Source organism: Lunatibacter salilacus, from assembly GCF_009797935.1.
Taxonomy (GTDB): domain Bacteria; phylum Bacteroidota; class Bacteroidia; order Cytophagales; family Cyclobacteriaceae; genus Lunatibacter; species Lunatibacter salilacus.
Window position 1 is genome coordinate 705533 of record NZ_VOLC01000001.1, and the last position, 22079, is coordinate 727611.

Sequence of the window (22079 nt, forward strand, 5' to 3'; positions counted from 1 at the left end):
TTTTAGCTTTATAGTTAATCAATGTCCCACCACACTCTTACATTAGGAAGAATAACCTCGAAATTGGTATTTCTGGCGATTTCCTCATTTACATACTGCGCTCGAACCGGTCTGGTACCATCTACACCCACCGCATTTTGATGATCGGCAAGTACGGGATAACCCGTCCTTCTGTAATCATTCCATTGCTCCACCCCATTTCCATACAGTGAAATGTATTTTTGTGTCATGATCTTCTCATGGTTTTCGTCTTCCGATCCGTTTAAGGTTACTTCGTCTGGATTTGCTGCAAAATACGCATCAATCTCCGTAGAGGACAAGCCAGCTAATGCCATTGAAGCCCTTATCCCAGCTTGGAAGTATTCCTCAGGATCTCCGGGAGTTCCCAACATCAAAGCGGACTCTGCCAAAATAAATTGAGTTTGAGCGTTTGTCATAAACCGTACCGGTCCCTCTCCATCTCCAGTAACGTACTCACTAAATCTCGACCACGATGTGTTTGGGGTAGGTAATGCTCCTCTAAATCCATTATCAATGGTCACATAACTGCCTGTAGGGGCGGTAACAAAAATTGGAAGACGGGGATCGTTCTTTCCTTGCAATAAATTTAAAAATCGGGTACTGATCATCATATCATTTCTAAATGCGGTCACATTGGTGTATTCATAAACCGGGGCACGGCTTCCCACCGCTGAACCAAACGTGAAATTCATGTTTTCACTATTGTTGGCAATGAAGTTGTTCCCTGATATTACCGCTTGAATTTCCTGAGTAGCCCGTTCAGGAGCAACTCTAGAAATCGTGTTCGCAAACTTAAGCAACAACGAGTTTCCCGCTTTCTTCCAATTGTCTAGATCTCCACCATAAATAAGGTCATCTGAGCCGGGGTTGATAGTTGAAGCTGATTCTAAATCCGCTAATCCTTCCTTTACCAAATCAAACAAACTCTGAACACCATCGCCGCCTAAGTAAATTTGCTCTTGAGTATCTAACTCAGGAGCTGTATTTTCTTCCCCTTGGAGTGCCTGAGAATAGGGAATATCACCCCAATAATCTGTAGCTATAGAAAAGGTATATGCCGACATAATTTTCGCAATACCTTGATAAGACCGAGAACCAATTTCTTCTGAAACTCCCATAAGCGTTTTATAGGTAATCAAAGATCCGTTATAGATTTCAAATCTCCACTGGTTATTGAAATTTGCCCCGTCAAGGTTATATATGTCATATGCAGCAGGAGAATTGGCAGCTCCAGCTGTCACACTGGTAATGGTTGAGCCAAAACGGTTCAATTCATTGTTATTGGCAAATGCAGTACCGGCCAAAGCTGCCGGAAGCAATACGTTCGGTGTCACACTTGCTGGGGCATTTGGAGAATCATTGATATCCAAAAAGTCCGAACAAGAGGTTGCTGCAAGCAATACACCAGTTAATATATAATTAATTATCTTTTTCATTATCTTTTTCATTACAGAGTGAATCTCAAATTAACACCATAATTCCTCACCTGAGGAGGACCACTTAAGTCCATACCTTGGATATTTCCCGCTCCTTGGGTGTTAACCTCAGGGTCTGCGGGGAAACCTGGAGCAAAAAACAACAGGTTTCTGGCACTCACGCCAATAGAAGCCTGGCCAAATGGAGTATTATTCAACAATGAAGCCGGTAAGTTGTAATTTAATGCCAATTCCCTAAGTCGGTAAACTGTTGCGTCAAATACGGCTCCTTCTGAGGCCAATCCTCCCAGAGATCCAAAATAGGTCTGAGCTGGAATCTGAATGTTGTTAGGTCGGTAGGTACCATCTCCGTTGTCAATTACACCTGGCAAAATCCTCGGCATATGTCGGTCAACACCTGTGTAGTCAATATGCCCACCACTTCTCAAATCCACTTGTCCAAAGGAATACAATTCACCCCCTACTCGGGCATCAAACAAGGTCGAAAGCGTAAAATTTCTATATCTAAAGGTGTTGGATAGACCTGCAATCCAATCAGGTTGCTGATTCGCAATCACCTGCCCTGGAACTCCCGGAGCGAAGCCTCCTGTGGCGGGATTTATCAACAATTCTCCCGCATCATTGCGAGGGTTTTTGGTTGATATAATTACGCCATAAGGATATCCAACCGCAATGGAAGGCGCTATTCCCAAGAAGCTGTTTCCCGGAATGGTAGAATTTTCCACCCCCTCGGCAATAGACTTGACTTCGTTTCGAATTCTGGTAAAATTCAACTCACTTTCCCAAGTGAACTGGCCTGATTCAACTACTAAAGCCCGCAACGTAGCTTCAATCCCCTGATTCACCATTTCACCTATATTTGTGGTTCTATTATCAAATCCGGAAGAAGGGGAGATTGCTACATCAAATATTTGATTGGTGCTTAACGTGTTGAAGTATAATACATCCAATTCTACACGATAGTCAAATAAACTGAAAACAGCCCCTACTTCGTAGTTCGTCACAAATTCAGGAGCCAAATCCATACTTCCGATTCTGTTTTGAGGAAAGAATCCTGGAACGCTTGCTCCACCAACAGAAAGTGGAAAATTAATTTGAGCCAGATTGTTTCCATAAGAAGCTTGCGAAAATAAGCTAGTTAGGAGATAAGGATCAGCATCCCTGCCCACTCGTGCGGCATTGGCTTTGATTTTTATCTGCGATAGAATATCTGATTGCAGATCGAAGAGATCTGTCGGAACGAAACTCAACGCCACAGATGGATAAAAGTAGGTATTGTTATTGGCAGGCAGGGTGGATGATTGATCTACCCGTCCCGATAGCTCCAAAAATAAATAATCCTTGTAATCCAAGTTTAGCTGGGCATAATGACCTATCAACCTTCGTCGGCTACTCGTCTCCAACGAATTGGTAAAAACATCCGCATTACTTACGTTATCAAATCCAAAAATATTCAGGCCATCTCCCACAACCCGGGTATTTTGGAAATCTCTCTGGTTAATATTTTGTCCCAAAAGCATATTGGCATTGAACCCCTCTACAAAGAAAAGGTCATTCTTATTCATGCTGATAAGAAGATCCCCGTTTAGCTCTGACCTGAAAACCATGTCATCTCCAAGCGATCCTTGTGGGCTTCTAGATGCCCCAATACGAAGAATTTGCTTTCTTCTATCTGTATAGGTATCTGCGGTGACGCGGTAGGTTACATTAAGCCAATCCGCAAAGTCATATCCAATGGTCAGGTTACCGAACATCCTGTCAATATTAGAGTCGAACGTCTCATTTTGAGTACTCCAAAGCGGATGGGTATTTGGTGGGTTGTAATAGATAGGTGCTCCCAATTCATTCCGGAATGGAGTTCCTCCAAAATCGTACGAGCGGGGAATTCTGGTTATTTGTCCCATCGCCGATCCGCCGTTTCCTGCTGTTCCACTTCGTTGTTTGGACTTCACATAAGTCATACTTCCTCCTACATCAATCCCGTTTTGGAGTTTTTTATTCCCCCCTATCTGTACGTTATATCTGTCAAAACCAGTTTCTGGTATAATACCCTCTTGATTGGTGGAGTTGATGGATAATATAAAGTTATCATCGGCCGTTCCGGAAGCTATGCTGACCCCGTTTTGCAATAATGTCCCCTGTTGGAAAAAGAGATCAAAATGATTGGGATACAATTGATAGGGTACCGTTTCCCCTTGCGTGTTTGTTACAGTATTGAATCCAGGTGTTCCAAATCTCGGACCCCAGGAAGTTGTTGCTGTAGGGACAAAATTGTTTGTTGTTCCTTGGCCGTAATTGTTTTGTAGCGGAGCGTAATTAATCGGATCCTGCATATTGAATGAAGAAGTTATGGTAACTTCAGTCTTCCCCTCCATGCCACTACCAGATTTGGTAGTTATGATAATCGCCCCGGCAGACGCCCTAGATCCATACAGCACAGATGCAGCTGGACCTTTAAGAATGTTAATAGACTCAATCGTTTCAGGCGCAATGTCATTCAGCCTGTTTCCCGGTTGAGAGCCAAACAACGTGTTTTGCGTGTTATCGGTGTTGTTGCTGAAAATGATCCCATCTACTACTATTAGAGGCTGATTACTACCAGTAAATGAAGTAATCCCTCTGATATTGATATTGGTGGATGCTCCCGGTGAACCTGACGCACTTCCGATGTTTACACCGGCGACTCTACCCTGAAGAGTATTTAAAACATTTGGCTCGGATCTTTGGGAGATCACATCTCCTTTTACAGACTGTACCGTGTAGCCCAGTGATTTTTCATTCCGTTCAATGTTCTGGGCGGTTACGACCACTTCTGACAATACCCGGACATCCTGTCGGAGTACAACGTCAATTGTCGTGCGGTTTCCGACGGTGATTTCCTCCGTCTCAAATCCAACAAAACTAAATACCAAGACGCCTGACTCTCCTGGGACATTGATTGAGTAGCGCCCATCAATATCTGTGACAGTTCCTGTTGTCGTCCCTTTAATACTGATACTAGCACCGGGAATTCCTTCCGGTTCATCGGAAGAAGTAACCTGCCCAGTGATAGTTCTGCTTTGCGCCATCACCGTATAAGCGGTCATTATGGTAAGCACAAGGCATAGTAAAACTTTTTTCATAGGTTTATAAATTAAGGTTTTTTAACATTAATTAAATTATAACTGCAATATTCAGGTAATTAGTTTATATATACAATAAATTGAAATTTACTCCTTTACCCGTCAAACAGAATAAAAAATTGAAAATTACTCAATTTAGCATTCAATTAAAGTCTATAAAATTAAATTATAGATTAATATCAGTTTTATATTACCTTAAAACGCTTTATTTCCAACTAAGTTTAATAATTTAGGTTTTATAATATATTTTTACACTATCCAGATCAAATAAAAAATATAATACAGACTAATATTTTTTCTTTCTGTATGCAAAAAGGTTACTTTTATTTCTTTTTATTCTAATTTTTAATTAAAATACGAAATTAAACACTACATCAAATTACGGTGATTTAAGTGAAAAATAAACGAAACCATACATTGCAAGGCTTTTACCCATATTTTCAAAACTTTATTTTTGTGTAATTGTTTTCTTAACTACACAAAAATAGCTACATCTGGGAACGTGTTTTTATAGATTAATTAAAAATATCTTGAAAATTAGTTAAAAATAACGGTTAATAATTTCAAATAAGTGTCGCAACTTGTGTACACGTTTTGTATGCTTCTGCTTGGCACATTCCGAGTCTAATCCAAAATAATATTTTAAGGTACTCAGTTAAAGAATAGATCCTACATTTGATTTTCTTTTAAAGCACGCATGTGCTGAAATCAATTAAAACAACTTGAATAGTCCTTCCAGCCTTATCTACGCTTAAATGATTCCAAAAAATAAATGGCTCAATATTATCTATGAACCAGTTTGCCTCTATAATAAAAGATCCCCGGGATTTGTTCCCGAGGATCTTTCTAATGTAGACATTACTTGTTGCGCTATTAACCTTGGAAAAACAGATACTTTCCTTTTGCAATTAAAGCATCCGCAATCTGTCTTCTCAACTCCTTGGTATTTACGGCATCCATTTTAGTAAAGCGCTTAAGGCCCATTAGCATCACTTTCTGTTCATCCCCGCTTAGAAATGAATGAATAGTTTCTTTTCCCGCACTTTGAATTTTATCGACCGCTTCAAAAAGATAGACCTGCGTTGCGGCAAGCTGTATTGCTGATTCTTCGGTGCCGTTTTTCGAAATTAGCTTTTCGGTTCGCAAGATAGCGGATTCTGCTGCATAGATCTCTATCATAATGTCGGCTAGGTTCATCATGATTTCCTGCTCACTCTCAAGTTTAGTACCCAAAACTTGGGAAGCACGACCACCTAGCATAAGGAAAACCTTTTTGAGTTTCCTCAGGACTTCCTTCTCGGTCGCCAAAGGCTGGGAAGTATCCGGACTATCAAAACTGGGTACGGCTTTCAGTTCTTCTCCAACTGCTAAAGCCGGTCCCATTAGATTGATTTCCCCCTTCATCGCCCTTTTCAACACCATGCCAACCATGAGAATACGGTTAATTTCATTGGTTCCTTCATAGATGCGTGAAATTCTCGCGTCACGGTATGCCCTCTCCATCGGTGCATCGGCGGAATAACCCATTCCGCCATATATCTGCACACCTTGATCGACTACATAATCAAGCACCTCGGAACCGTGTACCTTGGCAATAGCACACTCAATAGCAAACTCTTCTACTCCCTTTAATTTAGCCAAAGTAGCATCCATACCATCATTGGTTAATGTTTCTATTCGGTCCTCGATATCCTGACCTGCACGGTAGCATAGCGATTCACAGGCATAGGTACGGATGGCCATCTCAGCAAGCTTTTGCTTGATAGCACCAAAGCTGTTTATAGAAACTCCAAATTGCTTACGTTCTCCGGCATATTGGATGGCATCAGCCAAGACCTTTCGGCAACCTCCCAAAACTCCAGCACCCAATTTCACTCGCCCTATATTGAGGATATTTACGGCAATTTTAAAACCATTACCTCGCTCTGATAGCATGTTTTCCACTGGTACTTTGCAGTCATTGAAAAAAACCTGACGCGTAGAGGACCCTTTAATTCCCATTTTTTTCTCCTCCTCATTCATGGTAATGCCACCAAAGGACTTTTCCACAATAAATGCTGAGAGATATTTGTCATCTTCAATTCTGGCGAATACAATAAGCAAATCCGCAAATCCCCCGTTCGAAATCCACATTTTTTGGCCGGTAATCAGATAGTGGGATCCGTCTTCGCTGAGTGTGGCTTTTGTCTTACCACTGTTAGCGTCCGAGCCTGCATCTGGTTCAGTAAGACAATAGCACGCTGCCCATTCCGCATTCACAAGTTTGGGTAGGTATTTTTGCTTTTGCTCCTCAGTCCCATAATACAAAATTGGCAATGTTCCAATGCCTGAATGGGCCCCATAGGTAGTAGAAAATGAGCCTGCGGAACCGATGATATCCGCAATTAACATGGATGTATTGAAACTCATACCCAAGCCTCCATACTCCTCCGGAACAGCTATACCAAGCAAGCCTAGTTCGCCAGCTTTCCTCAGAATTTCAGGCACGAGATCAGGTTGCTTCATGCTGTCAATTGCTTCTTTATGAGGCTCGATTTCGGTATCCACAAAATCCTGGCAGGCCTGTGCCATCATAAGCTGTTCCTCACTGAATTCTTCGGGGATAAATACCTGGCTGGACTCAGTATCCGCTATGAGGTATTCCCCTCCATTAATTGAATTATTTTTTGTTTCCATATTTCAAATGTTGTAAAATAGTAAAATGCCCGAATATTAACTACTAGGTATCATTGGTTACACTTGACTGCTATCTGGCGGACCATTTCTCAATACACTTTGCGAAAACTTGGAAATGGTTTTTTTCTAATAATCTATTGAACAGTCAGTCGTGGAATGCATGAAAACTCAGTTCCTTAAAGCTTATGAGTTATTGTTTACCTAAAACACTTCAATTACTCCTGCAACACCCTGTCCCCCACCAACACATGCGGTCACAAGTCCGTATTTTCCGTTTCGCTTTTTAAGTTCATTGATGATTTGCACAGTTAGTTTGCCTCCGGTACAACCCAATGGATGACCCAAGGCCACAGCACCTCCATTGACATTAACAATTTCTGGATTCATATCCAAGGCTTTGATGACAGCCAAGGCTTGGGCGGCGAAAGCTTCATTTAACTCTATCAATTCCATATCTTGCAAAGTTAATCCAGCCTGCTTCAGAGCCTTTGGTACAGCCTCTTTAGGTCCAATGCCCATTATTCGAGGTTCCACTCCAGCTACACTGTAGGATACCAAGCGGGCCACCGGTTCCAAGTTAAGCTCCTTTACCATTCTTTCAGACATAACCATTACAAAGGCTGCTCCGTCAGAGGTCTGGGATGAGTTCCCGGCAGTCACTTGTCCACCCTGCTTAAAAGCCGGCTTAAGGTTTGACAACACCTCCAAGGTAGTGCCCGGTCGGGGTCCCTCATCCGTATCAACGGTATATTTTCGGATCTTCCTTTTGTTATTTTCATCCAAATACGTTTCCTCAACTTCGACCGGAACTATCTCATCCTTAAAACGTCCTTCTGCGATGGCCTTTAAAGCCTTTTCGTGGGATAGTACCGAAAATGAATCCGAATCTTCCCTGGTGATATCGTATTCTTTTGAAAGCTCTTCAGCCGTTAGACCCATATTAAGGTAATAATCCGGATTTTTAGAAGCGATGTTCCAGTTAAGCGCTGTTTTGTAGCCCATCATGGGAACAAGGGACATGGACTCTGTGCCACCTGCAATGATACACTCTGCCATTCCGGATCGGATTTTTGCCGTAGCCAAAGCAATGGCCTCAATCCCGGATCCGCAATATCTGTTTATTATAAATCCAGGCACATCTTTACCCAAGGCAAGCAATGCAATCATACGTCCCATCTGCATACCCTGTTCCGCCTCTGGAATGGCATTTCCCACAATAAGGTCATCCACCATCTTTGGGGATACCTGTGGCACTTTTTCCATTAAAAATTTGATGACATCAGCTGCCAGGTCGTCAGGTCTGTAAAAGCGAAAACCTCCTTTTTTAGCCTTTCCGATTGCTGATCTATATCCATTTACAATATATGCTTCCATGTTGATTAATAATTTAGGTTATTGTTGACTTTGTCGCTGTCACTATTGATCGGAGCAGCATTTAGAAAACGAAGAGTCGGAATCTTCATATTAACTTTAGTTTCTCAACGGTTTCCCTTTGAACAAAATGCTGTTAATCCGCTCCAAAGTCTTGTGTTCTCCAGTTAAACTAAGGAATGCTTCCCGTTCCAAATCAAGAAGGTATTGTTCACTGACTTCCGTAGCAGCAGATAGGTCTCCACCACTCATTACCCAAGCCAGTTTGCGGGCTATCTTGGCATCATGCGAAGAAATGTATGCACCGTACCTCATGCCTGATATTCCTGCTTCAAACATCGCTAAAGATGTTTTTCCCAACACCTTTATATTTGTCTGTTGTGATGGCTGGGTATAACCGGCATCATAGAGCGCGAGCACTTTTGCCTTTGCTTCAGCAAGCTGCCTTTTACGGTTCAATGTAATAGCGTCTTTAGCCTCCAAATATCCCAGACCCCTGGCTTCCTCCGCCGATGTTGAAACTTTCGCCATGGCTATATTCATAAATGTTTCCTGCAAACGGTTTAATTCAACATCACCTGGAACTATTTCATTAGCGAAGCGCCGTGTCATCTCTTTGGTTCCACCACCAGCAGGAATAAGGCCTACCCCTACCTCTACAAGGCCCATATAAAGCTCCGCATGAGCCTGAATAGCATCTGCATGCAAAGACATCTCACACCCGCCACCCAAGGCCATATTATGCGGAGCAACTACCACAGGTATGGAGGAATATCTAACCCGCATCATGGTATTCTGAAACTGGGCAATCATTAGGTTGATTTCGTCAAATTCCTGATCTCCCGCAAACATGTACAACATAGCCAGATTGGCGCCTGCGGAAAAATTAGCTCCTTCATTTCCAATGACCAATCCTTTGTATGATTTTTCTGCCATGGCTATGGCTGTATTGATTCCTTCAACCACTTCGGCACCCAGTGAATTCATTTTGGTATGAAACTCAAGTCCAATTACTTCATCACCTAAATCATAAACGGATGCACCTGCATTTCCCCAAATCTTCTTATTGGCAGCTTTCAGTGTATCTAGAAGTATATAATCCCCTTGACCGGGTATAACTACATATGATTTGGTAGGTATATCATAATAGTGAGTCTTTCCATTTTCTACCTTGTAAAAACTGGATTTGCCTGCATCCAGCATCTCATAGACCCAAGCGGCCGGCTTTTCTCCGCCTGCTTCCATCTTTTCCACCGTATCTTTTACTCCAAGAATATCCCAGTTCTCAAAGGGTCCATATTCCCATCCAAAACCCGCAGATACCGCCTGGTCGATCCGGTATAATTCATCTGCTATTTCCGGAATTCGAAACGAACAATATCGGAACAGGTCGTAAAAAGTGGCTCTAAAAAACTCTCCCGATTTATCCTGATAGTTGACAAGGAATTTTATTCTTTCTTTTATATTTTCAATGGATTTGGCGTCGTCGAGGGATTTAAACTTCGGCTTTTCCACATCTTTATATTCCATAGTCTGAAGATCTATTTCCTTCAGATCCTTGGTACCGTCTTTGTGACGGATCATTTTGAAATATCCCTGACCCGTTTTATCTCCCAGCCACTTATTTTCGTGAAGGACTTTCATGCTATTGGGCAACTCAAACATGGCTTTTGATTCATCATGCTCCAATACCTTGGCAAGATTAGTAGCTACATTTACCGTAGTGTCCAAACCAACTACGTCCATCGTCCGGAAGGTAGCTGATTTAGCCCTGCCTATTACCGTTCCGGTAAGCTTATCCACTTCAGAGACGCCCATCCCCATTTTTTCAATGGTATGTATAGCCGATATAATCGAATAAACACCTATCCTATTAGCAATAAATGCGGGCGTATCTTTACACAGAACCGTTTCTTTACCTAAATACCTATCTCCGTAGTCCATGAGAAAATCTATTATCTCTGGTTTGGTCTTAGGACCAGGTATGATTTCTAATAGTCTCAAGTATCTTGGGGGGTTGAAGAAGTGGCTTCCGGCAAAATGTAACTGAAAGTCCTCGCTTCTACCTTCTGACATCATTTGAATGGGTATCCCTGAGGTATTGGATGTTATTAATGTTCCTGGAGTCCTGAATTTCTCCACCTTTTCAAAGAGAGACTTCTTGATTTCCAATTTTTCTACAATAACTTCAATAATCCAATCTACAGATTTGACCTTTTCTAAATCGTCATCGAAGTTGCCCGTTTTAATGCGTGATGCAAACTCTGAATCATAAATTGGCGATGGTTTAGACTTTAAAGTATCTTGGAGAGACTTATTTACAAATCTGTTTCTTACTTCCCTATCTTCTAAAGTAAGACCTTTTTTATTTTCATCTTCATTTAGTTCGCGGGGTATAATATCCAATAAGAGTACCTGCACACCAATATTGGCAAAATGGCAGGCAATTCTGGATCCCATAATTCCGGAACCTAAAATGGCTACTTTTTGAATTGCTTTTCTCATAAGTCGTTCAAGGTTTATATCTTATTCTGTTCGTAACTAATTACTTTATTAATTTTATTGAATACCTCAAAAAAAGTATCCCATTCCTCTGAGCTTAGTGAATTTTTTACTTTCTCATTAAAATCCATTATCGTCTCAACCGAAACAGCCTTTTTTCTCTTACCTTCTTCAGTTAAAAAAACTCTAACTGAACGCTTATCAAGCGTATCGGCTTTTTTTGAAATCAATCCCTTATCCTCCATTGTCTTCAAGACCCTAGTAAGACTTCTAGATTCAAGTCCCATCATCGGAGCAATTTTCGTAGCAGGAGTGCCTTCTTTTGAATTTATATTGATCAAAACAAATCCTATGGATGTCGTAATTCCCTCTTGAATAGCCTTTTGATTATACATCCTGGAGATAGAATGCCAACAGGATTTAATGTGAAAATCAATAGTCTCTTCTTTTTTCATCTATTACAGTATACGTATTTATCATGCCGAATAGCTAAATATAATAAAAAAAGTTATGCATGCATACTATATGTTATTTTTTTTTGCGTGGTTTTATGGTAGAATCGGCTTAGAAGCTATTTTTATCGGAAAAATTCGTTGTAAATTTAATTTGTTTTGAATTATTGGGGTAACCGCAACGATTAATGCATTTAGCCAAATAGATAAAGTTATACACACCTTATTATAAATAAGATTTTTATGAATTAAGAAAACTGTAGTATCTATTATGGTGTGGATATGTTGGTAACCTTTCTATTCATATTTACTAACACTGAAATGAACGTCTAATTAGGATAGAATAACTAGTTATCCACATCTATAACTTCTATAAATTACTGTTAATGAGATATTTATAGATATATTCTATTTTAGGTTGATTTTATCCCCAATATTGCATTGTTAATAATATTTTGTTAAAGAGCTGGTGCATTAGTGGGGAGAACTATGGGGTTACCCCCAAAGTTATTTAATGGCTGCAAAGCTTTTCGTTGAAATGTTAGCAAGACGACAGTTGTTGGGTGATTTCGTGGTGTTATCAACACGAGATCCACAAAGACAACTTAATTTACCGAATCATCGATTTTATCGGGTTCTTGCTCTATTAGATCCTCTTCTTGTTCTAACATTTCTATGGATTGGTATATTCCTGTATCTGGTCTTGGGAAAATGTCGACATCGGTAAGAAGCCAACCGCCTTTTAGGATAAATTCATCCGTATTTTTTTCGGTATCATAATAAAAATATAGAGGTTCTGGCTGTCTGTTTTCAAAGTAATTACCCGGATCCCACTTTCTATTTTTGTTTCTATCAATAATCGCTCGTATTCTATAGTCTCCGGCCTCTATCCTAGAAAATTGATAAGTATTGGTATCTTCCAGATACAATTGCTCTACAATTTCATTTTTTTTATTAATCAATTGTAAGAGTATGGGTCGTTCTTCTGTATGTACAGTGCCGGAAATACCATCAGCAAGACGGTCTTGTTTTAGCTTTCTGTAGTTGGCTTTTATTGGTTCATTGTTATAAACTCCCTGAATATCCCGAATAGAGGAATCACCAGCATAGATGGTATATGTTTCATAAGTGAGTGAATCAGGCACAAACAATTCCATAATTAGCTTCGTCCGTTTACTGCTATCTAAAAAATAGATGTTTTCTGGGGTGATTGGTATTACTCCTGCTGTGTCATATGTGATGAATAGGGAATCATAATTGATAAAGTTCACTGGTTTATTAAAAGTCCATTCGGAACGAATATTGTTTAAAAATGCTAAGCCAGAATTTACTGAAATTTCCAAGTTTTCATCCCTCCTATCGCTTGGTTCAAATTTTGCATATAATGTAGTATCTATTGAATAGCCGACTGAGTCTCTAAGTACGACCTGAATTTCGGTACTGTCGTTTTGTATGGTATTATGGTAAATTCTAATGGTTTTGTCATTGAGTCTATAAAACATATCCGTGCCTATGTCTTCATGTATTATCTCATAACTTATTGGGGATTTGCTTAGAACAATATCATAGTTTCTGCCTGTTGGGCTGGATCGGTTGATCTTTAAATCTGAAAGATCGCCCTTGTATAAGTTAATATGAATATCAGAAATATCTGAACTGATGTCAATGGGTTCGGAATAGAAGCCATAGGCTTCGTTTCGATATTCTGCTTTTAGTGAATTGTTTTCATCATGCCATGCATATAATCTAAAAATTCCCGATTTAATATTTGTAATAGAGAAGTTTCCGGCAGTATCCGCTTGGCTTATATAATAAGGTGGAGAAGTAAATAAATCGGTAGTGTCATTTTCTTCGTATAACCCGACTAGGATGTCCTTTAATAGCTTTTCTTTCTGGGGAAATATGTAAGCAATTTTACCCGATATTGATATACTATCAATTGTACTGCCTGTTGAAAACACTAGTTTCAAACTTTCAGCAGGATTTTTCTCTGTTATATCTTGAACGCTCTTTTGAAAATTGAAAACATATGTAGTTTCATCTTCCAACTCCTGGTTTAATTTAATATTTACTCTATTTTTTATTGCTAGAAATTCGACTTCATCTACCTTAATTCTCGGTGTGATGATAATTTGTTTGTTTGGGTTTTCCAGCGCAACATACTCATTGAAAATTAAATTAATTTCCCGAGGCTTTACGTTAATAGAATTATCTTCCGGATCCGTTTCCAACAGAATTGGAGGATCCTCATCCTTTGGTCCTCCCATAGGTGAACTTTGCTTTGCGCAGGAGAACCAAGTTATTATGATGATGGATGCAAAAAATAGATTCCTGATGGATTTCATTTCTTTTTTAATATAAAAAGGATACTGGAATAGTTTTTTTTATCTCTTGCGGCAGCTTTGTTGAATTTAAGGCCTTTGGCAATCGATGAAACAAAGGAGCTTTTGATTGGTTGATATTTGTCTGATAACAAGGAAACGTAAAATGAATCAAAAAGCATTGGTTTCTCCTCAATAATTTTAAGAGAATATTTTTCTGCGAGGAATTTCATCGACTGTCTATTAAAATGATATAGATGTCTAGGAACATCCAACGCAGCCCAATTTTCCTTATAATAATGGTAATCTGGGGCATCTCTGTTGGGCACAGCAATATAAAGCGTTCCTCTTTTCTTTAGTAATTCTAGTAAGGATCTTATTGTTCCTTTTAAATCGTGGACGTGTTCTAATACATGAAAAAGGGTGATGGCATCGTATTTTTTTTCTTTTTTGGTTTCATCAAGACTTTTGTGAATTATCAACTGATGTTTAGAAATAGCGATATTTCGAGCTTCATCATTCGGTTCGACTCCTGTTACTATCCATCCTTTTTGTTTGGCTGAGTAAAGAAAATGTCCTGTACCGCAGCCAAAATCCAGTAGTCTTCCTGGTATTTTATTTCGTTGCTTCAGCCAATTTAGTTTTTTCCTTATGGTCAGTTTTCTTACTTGTTTGTACAAAAAATTGACTAGTGTATTACTTTTATTCTTGTGTGAGATATATGTTTCCGTGTCATAATACTTGTGTATTTCAGACAAAGTTGGACGTGGATTGGTAAACCACAGTTCACACTTCGTGCAACGACAGATTGTAAAAGACTCCTGAGTATGTGCATGGTCCTTAACCACTAGCTGATTAAGAAAATGTCCGCTATTACACAGCGGACAATTGGTTAACCTTTCGTACATGTTATCTTTCTAGAAAAACTGTTAGTATAGAAACATCCGCTGGCGTCACGCCACTTATTCTTGAAGCCTGTCCCAACGTTTCTGGTTTTACGCTACTTAGTTTTTGTCTTGCTTCGGCTGAAAGAGCGGTAATTCCGGAGTAGTTAAAAGCTAAAGGAATACGGTAGTTTTCAAGTTGAATCATCTTATCAGCCATTGCCTTTTCTTTATTGATGTAACTTTCGTATTTTAATTGAATTTCTGCTTGCTCTAAAACGTCTTTTGAATAGTGTTCTAGCCTTCTAGCAATTGATTCATCTAGGGAGCATATTTCTTTAATGCCTAAGTGAGGTCTACGAATAAGTTTATCCGCGCTTATTTTTTCTTTAATTTCCGCTGTATCTAAACTTAGTAATTTCTCATTGTAGGATCCTGGGTCCAGTTTTATTTGTTTCAACTCACTAATGAGTCGTTTTGTTTCTTCTTTCTTGCTATTAACTAGGATCATGCGGTCTGCTGAGGCCAATCCTTGTTTGAAACCTATTTCCGTTAATCGCAGGTCTGCATTATCCTGGCGCAATAATAGTCGGAATTCAGCCCTCGAAGTAAACATTCTATATGGTTCCTCTGTACCTTTATTAACCAGGTCGTCAATGAGAACTCCAATATAAGCCTCCGATCTTTTAAGTAAGATTGATTCTTTTTCTTTAACCTTATTATGTGCGTTCATCCCTGCTATCAGCCCTTGGGCAGCCGCCTCTTCATATCCTGTAGTACCGTTAATTTGTCCGGCAAAAAACAGGTTACTTACTAGTTGCGTTTCTAAGCTTAACTTTAATTGAGTTGGTGGGAAGAAGTCGTATTCAATTGCGTAGCCGGGTCTAAACATTTTAGCTTGTTCAAAGCCAGGTATTTTTCGCAATGCTTTATATTGGATATCTTCAGGTAGAGACGTTGAAAAGCCATTTACATAGATTTCCACTGTATTCCAACCTTCTGGTTCGACAAAGATTTGGTGGCGCTCTCTTTCAGCAAAACGATTGATCTTATCTTCAATTGATGGGCAATATCTTGGACCCAACCCTTTGATCCTCCCATTAAACATTGGAGATCTATCAAAACCTTCTTCCAAGGATTCGTGAACATCTTTATTGGTATAAGTGATCCAACATGTTTTCTGTTCTTTGAGAGATGTGGTTGAAGGTAAGTAAGAAAATTTTTCAGGGATGGGATCTCCATATTGGACTTCCATTTTTGTATAGTCTAATGATCGACCGTCTACTCTTGGTGGTGTTCCAGTCTTCATTCTGCCAGACTCGAATCCTAAAGCGATCAAATCTTCGGTAATTCCCTTTGATGCTGATTCGCCCGTTCTGCCCCCTCCCATTTGTTTTTCTCCAATATGTATGATACCATTCAGAAATGTTCCATTGGTGAGAACGACAGATTTACTCTGTATCTCAATTCCAATTCCAGTCCTTACTCCTGTCACTACACCGTCTTTAACAAGTAGTCCAGTTATCATTTCCTGCCAAAAATCCACATTCGGTGTTTGTTCAAGAGCTAATCTCCATTCCTCAGCAAACCGCATTCGGTCATTTTGACTTCTTGGTGACCACATTGCCGGACCTTTTGAACGGTTTAACATACGAAATTGAATCATCGACTTGTCCGATATGATCCCAGACATACCGCCAAGCGCATCGATTTCTCTAATAATTTGTCCTTTGGCAATCCCTCCCATAGCAGGGTTACAAGACATTTGGGCGATAGTATTCATGTTCATAGTACATAGGAGTACTTTGGAACCCATCTTGGCCGCAGCATGTGCTGCCTCACACCCGGCATGTCCCGCCCCTACTACAATAACATCATATATTGGAAACATAATTTAAAGCTGTACATGTTCCACGTGGAACAGTTAAGATAATTTTCGGAGATGGTGTTTACAAGTGTTCCACGTGGAACACTTGCTATTTAATATTTTCGAATACACCTAGAGCGGCTTCTTCTTTTATCCGCATATTCAATTCGTCCGATTTATTTTTATCGGTATATCCGCATAAATGTAATAAGCCGTGGCTAATGACTCGGTTTATTTCTTTCTCAAACGTCACCTGCAAGGATTTAGCGTTTTCAACAACCCTATCTATGCTGATGTAAATCTCACCGGAGATCCTTTTTGGGAACTCACTTTGATCGAAAGTAATAATATCAGTATAAGTGTCGTGCTGTAAATACTCCAGATTAATCTTGTGTAAATATTCGTCAGTACAAAAGATATAATTGAGATCTTCTATAGAGAATCCTTCTTCAAAGGCTAAACTTTTTAGCCACCTCTTATACTTATTTCGATTTGGTAACTTGAATTTTATTTCTTCCTCAAAAAACCGTATTGCCATATCAATTCATATAAAAAGTGAGATAGGTTTTCCTTCCATTATCTTCGAATGACAAGTCATCGCACAAATGCTTCATTAGGAAAACACCCCTGCCACCGGATTTTTCTAAATTTTCAGGAGAAGTTGGATCACTCAAATGATTATAATCATAACCATCTCCCTCATCTTCTATGATGAACTTAATTTGATCCTCATAAAATTTAAGTTCTAATTTAACCGTTTTCTTTGGATTTTCTTTGTTTCCATGAATGATAGCATTGCTGACACATTCTGTGACGGATATCATGATATTGCCATATATGTCATCCGATATATGGAATTTTTCCTTTGCATTATCGATGAAGCTTTCTATGATTGTAATGTTTTCAATCAAAGATGGAATTGAAATTTTGATCGATTTCATTAATTTATTTCTATTAAATTCAGAATAATTTTCATTATTTTTTAATCGATCTCTATTAGAATCGGACAATGATCGGAGTGTAAAGCATCCGAATGAATGGTGGCTTTAGTTATATGGTCCTTAAGTCCCGGTGTTGTCATATGGTAGTCAATCCGCCATCCTTTATTTTTGGAACGTGAATTTGCGCGGTAACTCCACCAGGTGTATTGGTGGGCAAGGTCTGGATTAATTAATCGGAAGCTGTCGTCAAACCCAGACTCCGTGAATTTATCCATCCATGCTCTTTCCTCTGGCAGGAATCCTGACGATTTCTTATTTGATATGGGATCGTGGATGTCGATTGGCTTGTGGCAAATGTTATAATCTCCACTCCATATCAACTCAGGATGCCTAATTCGCAAATCTTGAGAAAAGCCATAGATATCATCAAGAAATTCGTATTTAAACGCTTGACGCACATCTCCCGTTGTTCCTGAGGGGAAATAGGTATTCACGAACGAAAAACCATCAAAATCCAAACGAAGGATTCGTCCTTCATCGTCGTATTTTTGCATATCCATACCATAGTGGATCGCATTAGGTTTTTGTTTAGTTAATGTTGCTACCCCGCTGTATCCTTTTTTTACCGCCTCATGCCAATAAACCTCATATCCCAAATCTTCAAACATGCTCAGATCAACCTGTGAGGGTGAAGCCTTTACTTCTTGCAGTCCTACTACGTCAGGATTGCAGGCTTTAAGCCACCCGATGAAATCTTTTTTAAGCGCTGCCCGGATACCATTTACATTATAGGAAACTAAAATCATTTAATCTATCTGTGTTTCAAACTCTTTTTCAAAATATTCCAAAACATGTAATTTTAACATTTTTTCTTGTTCAGCGGCATTCAAATGCGGAAGTTCCTTTGTTAATTTCCAATGGGGCCAGCCATCTTGATCGATAAAATCCAGCTCATAAAACCCAGAAAGACTTAGGACTTTGCAAACCGCAATGTGCATCAGGTCCTGCTTTTCTTCCTTGCTAAATACGCAGATACCTTTTCCCAATTCTTGCACGCCAATGATGAATAATACGGCGTTTAGGTCAGCAGGTTTTTTTTGAAACAACCCGGTCAAACCCGCCAATAGCTTCCCCCACCGAATTTCCAAGTCCAAGTCTTTTTTAAACATAGTTGACCGTTTGGCTAAATTATTCTAAATTACTTTGATATTGTTACTGCCACCGACAAATATAACAGTTTTAAGCGTACTAGATACCTAACAACCCTTTTTCGATATGCGTTTCAATCTATTAGAAGATTTTTTGGCACTGGTTTTTCCTCTCACCTGTGCTGTTTGCAAACGTAGTCTGTATGCGTTTGAAGATCATCTGTGCCGTAAATGTGAGGCAAACTTACCTGTCACCTCCTACCACCTAATTCCTGAATCGAACGACTTAAAAACAAAAATTTTGGGTCTGGCGGAAGTGGATAATGTAATGGCCTATCTAAAGTACTCCAAAAAGGGAGTTAGTCAAATTCTATTGCACCAGTTGAAATATAAAAATAAGCCGGGATTAGGTAAGGTATTGGGCCGTCTATATGGTAGGCTGCTCGCTGAAAACGGCTATAAGGACCGCTGGCAGGGGATCATTGCGGTCCCATTACACCGGGAAAAACTACGGAGAAGAGGGTACAATCAAAGTGAGTGTTTCGCAGAGGGAATAGCTGAATCTCTATCTATTCCGCAAATATATGCGTTAAGGAGAAACACCAATACATCAACACAAACCCGCAAATCACGTATTCAGCGTTGGGAAAACGTGTCAGACGTATTTGAGCTGATGGAAGCTACGTCCATTAACGGTAGGCGCATTTTACTGGTAGATGATGTAATGACAACGGGAGCTACGTTAGCCGCCTGTGCGAATGTGATCCATACCGCCAATCCAGATAGACTAGATTTAGCTGTTATCGCCGCAGGAAAGGCTTAACCGTAGATTTCGTTAAGGATGCCAGCCAATCTGATACCGCCAGCCAAGAGTTGATCTTCAATCAAAGGAAATGTCTTGTAAACATATGGATAGGATAACCGTTTGTCATCAGGTAAATCATAAATTACAGATCGAAGATCTATTGCATCAGCTAACCATTTTTCTAATCCGCCACTTTGGAGCTTTTTGATTGCTTGTTCATCTGCCCTTCGATGTAGATAAGTGGCCATTTCAGTATAACTAAGCTGTTTTCCATCAATGATTTGGCTATCCCATACCCGATGTAGATTAGTATTCTGGTTGAAAAAAGTGACCTGTACATCATTGCCTCCCCTATCATCTCCCCTTCCTACATGGAGTGGTTGATGTAGGTCACCAACGAGATGAACCAACATTTTAAGGTATTCCTGTTCCTCTAGTACACTCAGCCCCCCTTTTTTCAAGAGTGCTATAATCATTTTCGTTTTGCTGAAAGCGTCACCTTCTGCTTCCTGTATTATTGGGTCGAAGGTTTTGCCATCTTCTATCGTCAGGTAGTGCCACGTATTTAGATGATCATAGTTTCCGTCTGATCTTACATCATCCATCCAGTTAGCAACCATGGCCAGCGACTCAGGTCCTAAAATCCTCTCTATCTGTTTTTTGGCTTTCTTATTTAGATGCCATTCGGCCAATTGACCTACTACCCGATGACCGGTAAGTCCCCACCCAAAGGATTGAATAACAACCAGCTGATAAATAAACAAAACTGAAAACAACTTTTTCATAATGAAATCAATTTTGGATAGTGACTGTTTCAAGTTCCTTTAAAGCGAGCCAAGCCATAAGACCTGAACCAATTTCCAACGCATCCTCATCAATATCAAAGGTGGGCGTATGTACTCCTGAAGTAATTCCTCTCTGCTCGTTTCTAGTTCCTAACCGATAAAAGCACCCGGCCATCTCGTGGGTGTAATATGAAAAATCTTCCGCAGCCATCCATAAATCCAGATCGACAACGTTTTCCTCCCCCATATACTCCTTAGCGGCAACGGAGGCTCTACTTGTCAAGTCAGGATCATTCTTCAAAAAGGGGTAGCCGTGCATTATATTCACGTCTACCGAGCCACCCATTGCCTCGGCTATGCCTGTCGCCATTTTGGCTATCAGTTCTTTGGCTTTCTGCCTCCAAGTTTCATCTAACGTTCTAAAAGTTCCTTCAAGCGTTACCTCATTGGGAATTACATTGGTAGCTCCGTTTGCGATCACCTTTCCAAACGAAAGCACAGAAGGAATTTTGGGATCTGAATTTCTACTGATTATTTGCTGAAGTGCGACAATAATATGGGAGGCAATAAGAACGGGGTCAATTAACGTTTCTGGCATGGCTCCGTGCCCTCCTTTACCTTTTACAGTCAAGTAAATCTCATCAGCACTTGCCATATACATCCCAGACCTGAAGCCTATCTTGCCTACAGGTATCAAGGGCATCACATGTTGGCCAAAAATTGCCTTCGGTTTTGGATTTTCCAACGCTTTGTCCTTGATCATAAATGAGGCCCCCCCGGGTGCCTTTTCTTCGCCTGGCTGGAAGATAAGCTTGACAGTTCCTTCAAATTCATTCTTTAACTGATGCAGAATTTTGGCAGTACCCAATAGGGAAGATGTATGGACATCGTGACCACAGGCATGCATTACACCTTCTTTGGTGGATTTGTAGGGCACGTCGTTTTGCTCGAAAATGGGCAATGCATCCATATCGGCACGAAGGGCAATAACTTTCTTTTCAGGATTTCTACCTTCTATTAGAGCAGTAAGCCCAGTGACGGCTTTTTTTTCGATTTTTTCGATACCAATCTGGCGTAATCTACTTTCAACAAAAGCTACAGTTTTGTATTCTTCAAAGGATAGTTCCGGATTTTGATGTAGGTATCTGCGATTTTCTATTGCCTCTGCTTTAATTTCCAGTGCAAGTTTTTTTATTTTATTCTTGAGCATCCTCTATTGTATCTGACTTTTCACTAAACCTTGACCGTTCGAACCGATCTTGAATGATCCTTGCGGAAGGAAATTCATCATTAATTTTCTCATACCATGCCAAAGCTTCTATCCGGTTGATATACCGACCTACTTTAACGAGATATCGGGGTTGTTGGTACTGCATGAACGTGAGGACATCAGGGTATTCAGAATAGAGAGTATTCCTAGTTTTGAAGGCCTCTTCCCGATCTACTCCACTATATACTAGAATAGTAAATCCACTGATATACATTTCCTCTTCATTCTTTGAGATCAGACGTTGTACTGCAATGGAAAGATCATCATCAACCGGTTTTACCGTTTCTTTACTACGCACTGAAACAGCGGAGGCCGGAAAAGCTTCGAAGGGCGGTAGGGTGTTTTCCAGGTTTTCAGTATACCCACTATACCTTTCAGCGGATCCACCGGTCTTACTCACACTTATAAAGCCGCAGCTTGAAGTTATGGCGAGCCATACTGAGGCAAACAAAATCCGTTTTATCATGGTTTCTTTGTA

General features: G+C 40.0%; 17 protein-coding genes. 1 reads left to right on the plus strand and 16 read right to left on the minus strand.

Translation table 11 applies throughout. The annotated features are described in order from the left end of the window. Nucleotides 1–14: 14 nt before the first annotated feature. The 13 genes from FQ608_RS02790 to FQ608_RS02850 all read right to left on the minus strand — a co-directional run bounded on the left by FQ608_RS02790 (nucleotide 15) and on the right by FQ608_RS02850 (nucleotide 18762). The gene (locus FQ608_RS02790) at nucleotides 15–1457 is read right to left on the minus strand and encodes a SusD/RagB family nutrient-binding outer membrane lipoprotein (protein ID WP_234364021.1); all 1443 of its coding nucleotides are present in this window, start codon (nucleotides 1455–1457) and stop codon (nucleotides 15–17) included. 11 nt (nucleotides 1458–1468) lie between these two features. Then, nucleotides 1469–4579 carry a SusC/RagA family TonB-linked outer membrane protein gene (locus FQ608_RS02795; protein ID WP_158856261.1) on the minus strand — a complete coding sequence of 1037 codons (3111 nt, stop codon included), beginning with the start codon at nucleotides 4577–4579 and terminating at the stop codon, nucleotides 1469–1471. Between the two features lie 873 nt (nucleotides 4580–5452). Further along, nucleotides 5453–7255: an acyl-CoA dehydrogenase family protein gene (locus FQ608_RS02800; RefSeq protein ID WP_158856262.1), complete on the minus strand. Its 1803-nt coding sequence runs from the start codon at nucleotides 7253–7255 to the stop codon at nucleotides 5453–5455. A gap of 201 nt (nucleotides 7256–7456) precedes the next feature. Beyond that, complete coding sequence (locus FQ608_RS02805; protein WP_158856263.1) at nucleotides 7457–8629, minus strand: thiolase family protein; 1173 nt, start codon at nucleotides 8627–8629, stop codon at nucleotides 7457–7459. Between the two features lie 96 nt (nucleotides 8630–8725). Next, nucleotides 8726–11131, minus strand: coding sequence for a 3-hydroxyacyl-CoA dehydrogenase/enoyl-CoA hydratase family protein (locus FQ608_RS02810; RefSeq protein ID WP_158856264.1), 2406 nt, complete (start codon nucleotides 11129–11131; stop codon nucleotides 8726–8728). 14 nt (nucleotides 11132–11145) lie between these two features. Then, nucleotides 11146–11583: a MarR family winged helix-turn-helix transcriptional regulator gene (locus FQ608_RS02815; protein WP_158856265.1), complete on the minus strand. Its 438-nt coding sequence runs from the start codon at nucleotides 11581–11583 to the stop codon at nucleotides 11146–11148. Between the two features lie 602 nt (nucleotides 11584–12185). Continuing rightward, nucleotides 12186–13925: an Ig-like domain-containing domain gene (locus FQ608_RS02820; RefSeq protein ID WP_262885465.1), complete on the minus strand. Its 1740-nt coding sequence runs from the start codon at nucleotides 13923–13925 to the stop codon at nucleotides 12186–12188. Next, on the minus strand, nucleotides 13922–14581 hold the full coding sequence (locus FQ608_RS02825) for a class I SAM-dependent methyltransferase (protein WP_317168881.1): 660 nt from the start codon (nucleotides 14579–14581) through the stop codon (nucleotides 13922–13924). The genes FQ608_RS02820 and FQ608_RS02825 overlap by 4 nt, the downstream gene beginning before the upstream one ends. A gap of 229 nt (nucleotides 14582–14810) precedes the next feature. Next, on the minus strand, nucleotides 14811–16676 hold the full coding sequence (gene mnmG / locus FQ608_RS02830; RefSeq protein ID WP_158856267.1) for a tRNA uridine-5-carboxymethylaminomethyl(34) synthesis enzyme MnmG: 1866 nt from the start codon (nucleotides 16674–16676) through the stop codon (nucleotides 14811–14813). Nucleotides 16677–16761: 85 nt separating this feature from the next. Beyond that, nucleotides 16762–17190 (minus strand): rRNA maturation RNase YbeY, encoded by a 429-nt coding sequence (ybeY, locus tag FQ608_RS02835; protein WP_158856268.1) that lies wholly within the window; start codon nucleotides 17188–17190, stop codon nucleotides 16762–16764. A 1-nt stretch (nucleotide 17191) separates the two neighbouring features. Continuing rightward, nucleotides 17192–17593: an ATP-binding protein gene (locus FQ608_RS02840; RefSeq protein WP_158856269.1), complete on the minus strand. Its 402-nt coding sequence runs from the start codon at nucleotides 17591–17593 to the stop codon at nucleotides 17192–17194. Nucleotides 17594–17634: 41 nt separating this feature from the next. Next, nucleotides 17635–18399 (minus strand): exodeoxyribonuclease III, encoded by a 765-nt coding sequence (locus FQ608_RS02845; RefSeq protein WP_158856270.1) that lies wholly within the window; start codon nucleotides 18397–18399, stop codon nucleotides 17635–17637. After that, nucleotides 18400–18762 carry a hypothetical protein gene (locus FQ608_RS02850; protein WP_158856271.1) on the minus strand — a complete coding sequence of 121 codons (363 nt, stop codon included), beginning with the start codon at nucleotides 18760–18762 and terminating at the stop codon, nucleotides 18400–18402. Between the two features lie 106 nt (nucleotides 18763–18868). Between FQ608_RS02850 and FQ608_RS02855 the strand changes: the two genes are divergently transcribed. After that, the gene (locus tag FQ608_RS02855) at nucleotides 18869–19564 is read left to right on the plus strand and encodes a ComF family protein (protein ID WP_158856272.1); all 696 of its coding nucleotides are present in this window, start codon (nucleotides 18869–18871) and stop codon (nucleotides 19562–19564) included. On the opposite strand, the gene FQ608_RS02860 is transcribed toward FQ608_RS02855, so the two are convergent. The 3 genes from FQ608_RS02860 to FQ608_RS02870 are packed head-to-tail and all read right to left on the minus strand — an operon-like array spanning nucleotide 19561 to nucleotide 22067. Beyond that, nucleotides 19561–20331, minus strand: coding sequence for a S1/P1 nuclease (locus FQ608_RS02860; RefSeq protein ID WP_158856273.1), 771 nt, complete (start codon nucleotides 20329–20331; stop codon nucleotides 19561–19563). The genes FQ608_RS02855 and FQ608_RS02860 overlap by 4 nt on opposite strands. Nucleotides 20332–20338: 7 nt before the next feature. Further along, nucleotides 20339–21541: a M20 metallopeptidase family protein gene (locus FQ608_RS02865; protein ID WP_158856274.1), complete on the minus strand. Its 1203-nt coding sequence runs from the start codon at nucleotides 21539–21541 to the stop codon at nucleotides 20339–20341. Next, nucleotides 21528–22067 carry a hypothetical protein gene (locus FQ608_RS02870; RefSeq protein ID WP_158856275.1) on the minus strand — a complete coding sequence of 180 codons (540 nt, stop codon included), beginning with the start codon at nucleotides 22065–22067 and terminating at the stop codon, nucleotides 21528–21530. The genes FQ608_RS02865 and FQ608_RS02870 overlap by 14 nt, the downstream gene beginning before the upstream one ends. Nucleotides 22068–22079 lie beyond the last annotated feature (12 nt).